The sequence below is a fragment of the Parafrankia sp. BMG5.11 genome, assembly GCF_004337455.1.
Genome location: NZ_SJXI01000137.1, coordinates 22,628 through 30,081, shown reverse-complemented (window position 1 = coordinate 30,081; position 7,454 = coordinate 22,628). Strand labels below are relative to the sequence as shown.

5 protein-coding genes are annotated in these 7,454 nt (G+C 75.5%); all 5 read right to left on the bottom strand.

Annotation, left to right across the window (positions count from 1 at the left end):
- Window positions 1–3,669, bottom strand: a 3,669-nt coding sequence (locus tag E0504_RS47200) for a type I polyketide synthase (protein ID WP_243657963.1), incomplete at its 3' end; no start/stop codon positions are given.
- A gap of 247 nt (window positions 3,670–3,916) precedes the next feature.
- The gene (locus E0504_RS47195; RefSeq protein ID WP_071063216.1) at window positions 3,917–4,573 is read right to left on the bottom strand and encodes an SGNH/GDSL hydrolase family protein; all 657 of its coding nucleotides are present in this window, start codon (window positions 4,571–4,573) and stop codon (window positions 3,917–3,919) included.
- Window positions 4,570–5,568: an alpha/beta fold hydrolase gene (locus E0504_RS47190; RefSeq protein WP_112106142.1), complete on the bottom strand. Its 999-nt coding sequence runs from the start codon at window positions 5,566–5,568 to the stop codon at window positions 4,570–4,572. The genes E0504_RS47195 and E0504_RS47190 overlap by 4 nt, the downstream gene beginning before the upstream one ends.
- Window positions 5,569–5,570: 2 nt before the next feature.
- Window positions 5,571–6,161 (bottom strand): DUF4442 domain-containing protein, encoded by a 591-nt coding sequence (locus tag E0504_RS47185; RefSeq protein ID WP_071063212.1) that lies wholly within the window; start codon window positions 6,159–6,161, stop codon window positions 5,571–5,573.
- Window positions 6,158–7,447: an acyl-CoA dehydrogenase family protein gene (locus E0504_RS47180; RefSeq protein ID WP_131627759.1), complete on the bottom strand. Its 1,290-nt coding sequence runs from the start codon at window positions 7,445–7,447 to the stop codon at window positions 6,158–6,160. Before E0504_RS47180 ends, E0504_RS47185 begins: the two co-directional genes overlap by 4 nt.
- Window positions 7,448–7,454: the final 7 nt, after the last annotated feature.

Below are 7,454 nucleotides of genomic sequence, written 5' to 3'. Positions count from 1 at the left end.
GTCCATGGACTCACTCACCCGCCACACATCGGCGGGGAGTGGGGCAGCGGCCGGTATCAGGGTGCCGGGCTGGTGGGGATGGTGGCCGTTGCCCGTCGGTTGAGCGGGTACCGCGACAGGGCCGGCGGAGTCGGCGGGCACCGTCGCGGGTGCGTCGGCGATCACCGGGGCGGGCACAGCGGGCGCGGCGGGCGGCGGTGCGAGGGCGGCCGGCCCGGCGGCGCTGGTGGAACGGGGGGCGAGCCCCACCCGGGCAGGCGCACCTGCTGCCGGCGCTGCCGGGGCATGCCCGCCTGCCGCGAGCTCGAGGCCGGCCAGCGCGGCGAGGACCTCGTTGGCGTGGACGTGTGCCCGACCCGCCGCGAGGCTCTGGTCCCGGACCTGCTCGACCGCGGCGGGCACCCAGCCGGCCTGGTCACCGTTCTGGGCGCCGTCGCGCAGCAGACCCACCAGCTCCTCGGTGACCCGGAGCTGGCCGTCCAGGTAGCGCCCGTGCAGGTCGAGGTGCAGGGCGACGGCCTCACTGACCCCGGCGCCGGCCGGACCCGCGCCGAGCGCCGCGGCCGCCGGAACCGGCGCGGAGCCTGCGGGCCGGCCGGCGGCCGCGGGTGACCCGGCCACCGCGGGAACCGCGGGCAGCTCGGCCGCCGCCGGCGCGGCCGCGGGGAGCGCGGGCTGCGGGGCCGAGGTGAGCGCGGGCTGCGGGGCCGGAACCGGCTCGGCCGGGGCGGCGGGCGGCGTGGCCACGGCCGCCGGCCCGCCGTTCATGGCCGCCGCGACCGCGGAGACCTGGAAGCCGTCGGTCAGACCCGCCTGGTAAAGGGCCCGGCGGGACTGCGGCACGTACTCGGCGCCGGTGAGTGTGACCGTCATCGCCGCGCGCCGCGGCTGCTCGGTGTCGCCCTCGGCGCCGGCCGTCGCGTCGTGGCGGTTGATGTCCGCCAGCGGCAGGCCCAGCACGGCGAGCTGCACCGCGGCCTGCTTGAGCACGACGTCGCCGTCACGCAGCGGGCCGCCGTCGGTGGAGACGACCGTGACCGGCGCGTCGTCGAGGATGCGCCGGGTGAGCTGGGCCAGCACCTGCTTGGGGCCGAACTCGACGAAGATGTTGCACCCGGCGGCGCGCATCGCCGTGACCCCGGCGACGAAGTCGACCGGGGCGAGCAGCTGGCCGGCGAGCACGACCCGGTTCGAGTCGGCGTCGGGGCCGTAGGCGGCGCCCGCCGTGTTCGCGTACACCGGAGCGGCCGGGGCGCCGATGCGGGCCTGCGCCAGGTCCTGGGCGAACCGCTCGACCGCGTGGGCGACGTAGCGGGTGTGGAACGCGGCCGAGACGGGCAGCAGCCGGCCGGTCATCCCGCGCCGGGCCAGCTCCTCGACCACCGCCTCCACGGCCTGTGTCCCCCCGCCGACGACCACCTGGTCGGGGGCGTTGTTGTTGCACACGACGACGTCGGGGAAGTCGGTGAGGATCTCGGTGATCTGCTCCCGGCTCGCCTGGACGGCGGCCATCGTGCCCGGGTCGCCGCCGGCGGCGTTCCCGTCGCCGGCGTTCCCGCCGGTGGCCGGGTCCGGGGGCGCCATCGCGGCGCCGCGGGCCCGGGCCAGCCGGAAGAACTCGGTGTCGTCGAGGGCGCCGGCCGCCCACAGGGCGGTCAGCTCGCCGAAGCTGTGGCCGAGGTAGCCGGCGCAGTCCAGGCCGAGCTCCCGCAGGTAGCGGAACTGCCCGGCGGACAGCGCGCCGATCGCCGGCTGCGCGTACCGGGTGGCCCGCAGCCGTGACTCCTGCTCCTGGCGAACCTGCGGGTCCAGGACGGGCGGCGGGTACATCACGGCGGCCAGCCGCGCGTCGTCGTCGGCGAACACGGCGTTCGCGTCGTCGAGCGCCTGCGCGACGGTCGGGACGCCGAGGGCGGCGTCCAGGCCCATCTCCAGGTACTGGCTGCCCTGCCCGGCGAACAGCGCGCCCACCCGCGGGTCGGGCAGCGCCCGGCGGCGGTAGTACACGCCGGCCGGGTGCGTCCACTGCTCGGCATCGGGCGCCGCGGCCAGCTGCTCGAGCGCGATGCGGCGCAGGTCCGCGCCGTCGGCGGCCCCGCCGTCGGGGTTGGCGGCCGGGGTGACGAACCCGACCCTGGCATGGTCAGCGGGGATCAGTCCGTCGGTGGAGATCAGTCCGTCGGCGGGCGGCTCGCCGGCGGCGAGGGCCGCGCGCAGCGCCGCCGGGTCGGGCGCGTGCCACAGCCAGGCGCGGGCGGTGCGGTGCAGCAGGCCGGTCGCGGGCCGCTCAGCCCGGTGCTCCTCCAGCACGACATGGAAGTTCGTCCCGCCGAAGCCCATCGCGGACGCCGCCGCGCGCCGCACCGGGCGCCGCGGGTCGCGGACCCACGGCCGGGTGTGGGTGTTGACGTACAGCGGGGTGTTGTCGTCGGCGAGCGGGCCGCTGGGCCGTTCGACGTTGATCGTCGGCGGCAGCGTCTTCTGGTAGAGGCTGAGCGCCAGCTTCATCAGGCTGGCGGTGCCGGCCGCGCCCTTGGTGTGCCCGATCTGCGACTTGACACTGCCGATCGCGGCGAAGCGGGCCTCGTCCCCGGCGGCCTCGCGCAGGATGGCGTCCAGCGCGGTCAGCTCGGTGCGGTCACCGACCGCGGTGCCGGTCGCGTGCGCCTCGAACAGCTCCACCGAGGCGGGCGAGCAGTCGGCGTCGGCGTAGGCGCGGCGCAGTGCGCGTTCCTGGCCCTCGGCCCGCGGCGCGTAGATGCTCTTCGAGCGGCCGTCGCTGGCCGAGCCGATGCCGCGGATGACCGCGTAGATCCGGTTGCCGTCGCGTTCGGCGTCGGCGAGGCGGCGCAGGGCGAGCATGCCGATGCCCTCGCCGATGAGCGTGCCGTCGGCGCCCTCGTCGAACGGGCGGATCCGGTCGGACTTCGACAGCGCCTGGGTCTTGCTGAAGCACATGTACCCGAAGATCGAGTTCTCGGTGTCGGCTCCACCGGCGATCATCATGTCGGCGCGGCCGTCGACCAGCTCGGCGATCGCCATCCGCACCGCGGAGAGCGAGGCCGCGCAGGCGGCGTCGACGGTGGAGTTCATCCCGCCGAGGCCGAGCCGGTTCGCGATCCGCCCGGCGGTGACGTTCGCCAGCAGACCGGGGAAGGAGTTCTCCTCCCAGGGCGCGAACGCCTCGGCGTAGCGGGTGGCGATGGCCTGCGCGTCGTCCTCGGTCAGCCCACAGGCCCGCACGACCTCGCGCAGCACCGGCGTCGTCAGCCGGGCGGCGAGCGGGTGCATCAGCGGGACGGGCCCGGTCACACCGAGCACGACGCCGGTCGAGTCGGCGTCGTACCAGTCCGCCCCGTCAGCGGAGTGTGCCGAGCGGGCGCCGGCGTCGCGCAGCAGGTCGCGCGCGACGACGAGGCTCAGCGTCTGCAGGGTGCTGGTGACCTCGAGCTGGTTCGGGGGCAGCCCGAACTCCAGCGGGTCGAAGGCGACGTCGGGCACGAACCCGCCGCGCCGGGAGTACGTGCGGTCCGGCACGGTCGGGTCGGCGTCGTAGTAGTCGTCGATGTTCCAGCGACTGGCCGGGATGTCCTCGATGCAGTCCCGGGCGTCGACGATGTTCTGCCAGAACTCCCGGAAGTCGTGGGCGTGCGGGAAGAGGCCCGCCATTCCGACTATGGCGATGGGAGTGTCGGCCAGTCGCCGAGGCGGTCCGCTCTCGCTCACGATGACCCTTTCGGAACGTAAGTTCGGCTGGTTTCGGGCGCGCCGGACCAGCCGGACCGGCCGCACGGGCCGGGCTGGCTGGACGCGCTGTGCTCGCTGGACGTGCTGTGCTCGCTGGGCGTGCTGTGCTGAGCTGGGTGCGCGGGGCGGGCCCGAGGGGGTGGTGGCGTTGGTGGGGCAGGTCGGTGGATCAGTAGGACAGCAGCCCGCCGCCCGCACCGGCTCCGACACCCGCCGGCTCGCGGCCGACCGGCGCCATGCCGGTGTGGCGGCCGAGATGGTCGGCCATGGTCTCGGCGAAGTGGCGGTGCCCGGCCGGGTTCGGGTGCAGCCCGTCCGGATCCCACAGCGCCCGGCCGCGCCACTCGGTGGCCGCGGCGATGTCCAGGCACACGGCGCCGGTGGCGGCCGCCGCCTCCTGCAGGTAGGCGTTGGCCTGCGCGAACCGGTCGCGCAGCAGCGCCCGGAAGGACGCCGGGACGGCCAGGTTCCCGGGGATGTCGGGATAGGTGGCGGTGAACAGCACGGTGTCCGGGCCGGCGAGCCGGCCGAGGACCGCGGCGAGGTTGCGCCGGAACCGGGCCGGCTCGTAGTCGCTGACCAGGTCGTTGACCCCGCCGATGACGCCGATCACGGTGGCCTTGGTGACCAGGGCGGCCGGCACCTGGTGCTCCAGGATGTGCCGCGTGGTGGCCTGGTGGGTGCCGAGGTTGCGGTAGCCGCCGTGCGGGATCCCGAACAGCTCGGCGAACCGGGGCACCCAGCCGGCGTAGCCGCCGCCGGGCCGCGGGTCGCCGCGGCCCTCCGCGAAGCTGTCACCCAGGACCGTCAGCCGTGTCCTGCTCATCGCCCGTTCCCCTCTCCGCCGGCCTGCTCGGCGGGCAGTCGCCCGCTGGTGATCCAGCTCGCCGCGGCCCGGCCGATGACCGCGCTGTCCTTGATCCAGGCGAAGTGGTCGCGGTGGGCGACCCCGGAGGACTCCACGACGTGCCACCGGGTCAGCCGCGCCGCGGGCATCCGCGAGCAGAGGAAGTCCACGTTCGAGCTGGGACCGAGCCGGTCGTCGTCCAGCGAGATCGCCAGCACCCGCCGGTCCAGCGCGCGCAGCGCGTCGTCGTGGCGCCGCGTCGAGCCCCTGGGACGGCACCTGCTCGTCCGGGACTGGCGCGCCCAGTCGACCATCACCTGGCTGGCCATCGCGCCGCCGATGAGCATTCCGCCGGGCCAGTACCCGCGCACCCGGGCGACCAGGCCGATGGTCTGGATCTTCCAGAACGCCTCGAACCAGTTGCGACGTCCGAACGCCTTCCAGTACGGGGTGCCGGTGCCGATCGTCACGACGCCGGCGATCTCGCCCGGCGCGGCCGCCGTGTGGAAGAGGGCGAGCTGACCGCCGAGGCTGTGGCCGAACAGGTACAGCGGGGCCCCGGGGAAGCGGGCCCGGACGGCACCGACGGCCGCGGGCATGTCGACCTCGATCAGCTCGCGGTAGCCGAAGTTCGGCTGCTCGCGCAGGCCGGGCGTGCTCTCGCCGTACCCGCGCTGGTCGAGGGTGGCCACCGACAGGCCCGCCGCGAACAGCGCCCTGGCCATCGGCAGGTAGAACTTCGCCTTGAGGGCCATCGCCGGCAGCAGCAGCACGACGGGCGCCATCGGGTCGGGCTGCGCCATCGCCCGGACCATGAGTGTGATCCCGCTGGAGACCGGCACCGGCACCTTCTCCGGGCCGGCGGCCGCGCTCGGACGGGCGGCACCGGCACCGGCATCGGTGCCGCCGCTGGGAGCGGTGGGCGGTGCGGCTCCGGTGGGGTCGGCGGGGGTCGTCGACTCGGTGGTCGGCATCGTCAGTCTCCGGCGATCGCGCAGGCGTAGTCGAAGTGGAACCGGGCGACGAGCACGTCGGCGTCGTCGTAGAGCAGCGCCCTGACGTCGAGGTCGAACCGCTCCGGCCCGGTGCCGGCCAGGACGCGGCGCGCCTCCCGCTCGTCGACCAGGCCGATCGCGCGCACCCGCCCGTTGGCCGGCTTGCGGAACGTCGAGCGGGCGTCGCGGACGACGAGGTACTCGAACCGGCTCAGCCGCGGCGCGAGCGCCCCGGCCACCGCCGCGGCGCCGGCGAGGTCGGCGGCCAGGAACAGTGCGCCGGCGTGCACGGTGCCGAGCTGGTTGGTGAGGTCGGGCCGGTCGGGGATCTCCACCACCGAGCGCTCCGTGTCGATCTCGGTGATGTCGATGCCGACGAACCGCCGGAACGGCACGATCGCGTTCGCGATCTCCCGGATGCGCTCGAGGTCGGGCGCGCCCGGGTCGGCGGTGGCCGGGCCGAAGATGGCGAACGGACCGGGCCGGCTCTCCCCACCCGCCGCCGCGCCGGGCTGGCCGGGACTGGACTGGCCGGGACTGGTCGCCGTGGTCGGTGCGGACGTCGGTGTCACCGTGTCTCCTCTCCGATGGTGGCCGGCTGGTGGGCCCGCAGCACCCGCTTGGCGATGGAGGTGCGCAGGACCTCGGACGAGCCCTCGTAGATGCGGAACCCGCGGGCCTCGACGAGGAAGCGCGCCACCAGGTGGTCCTCGCAGATCCCGAGGCCGCCGTAGAGCTGCACGACCCGGTCCAGGACCCGCCACACCGCCTCGGCGACGAACGTCTTGGCGATCGCGGCGCCGTGCCGCGCGGCGGAGCTGGCCACACCCTGCTCGTCGAGCACCCGGGCCACCGAGCGGACCAGGGCGCGGGCGGCGGCGATGTCGATCTCGTTGTCGGCGACGTGCGCCTGGGCCATGCCGTGCTCGGAGATCGGCCGGCCGAACGAGCTCCGGCGCTGGATCCACGCGGCCGCCATGCCGTGCGCCCGGACGGCGATCCCCAGCCAGCTCATGCAGAACGCGAGCCGGGCCGGGGCCAGCCGCACCTGGGCGTAGCGCAGCCCGGCGCCGACGTCGCCGAGTACCGCCTCGTCGGGGACGAAACAGTCGGCGAACGTCACCTCGCAGTGCCCGCCCGGGGCGCTGTGGTCCAGGGTGGGCATCCGCCGTCCGACCGTCAGGCCGGGGTTGTCCTGGTCGACCAGGAACATGGTGGTGCCGCCCTCGGTGCGGGCGATGCAGATCGTGAACGCGGCGCCCTCGGCGCCGGTGATGAAGTGCTTCGCGCCGTCGATGACCCAGCCGCCGTCGACCTGGGCGGCCGTCGTGCGGACCATCGACGGGTCCGAGCCCGCGCCCGGCGCCGGCTCGGTGAGCGCGATCGCCGAGCGTGTCTCGCCCCGCAGCAGCGGGTGCAGGTAGCGCTCGGCCTGGCTCGGCGTCGCGACGTCGGCGAGCAGGTGCATGTTCCCGTCGTCGGGCGCCGCGCAGTTCACGGCGATCGGGCCGATGAGGCTCGTCCCGGCGGCCTCGAGTACCTCCGCGAGACCGGCGTTGTCCAGGCCGAGCCCGCCGAGCGCGACCGGCGTCAGCGGCCCGAAGACGCCCGCCGCGCGGGCCGCCCGCTGCAGGCCGACACGGACGTCGTCGTCCATGTGCCGGCCCGCGACGATCAGCTCGCGCTCGACCGGCAGCACCTCGTCGCGCACGAACGCGAGCGTGCGCCGCGCGAGCTCGCCGACGTCGGCGGCCCCCGCGGCGGCGCCCGCCGCCGTGCTGGCCGCGATGCCGGCCGTCGTGCCGTCAGGTGTCGTGCCGTTGCCCGCGTGGGGCGCGGCCACCGGAGCGGTGCTCATCAGCCGA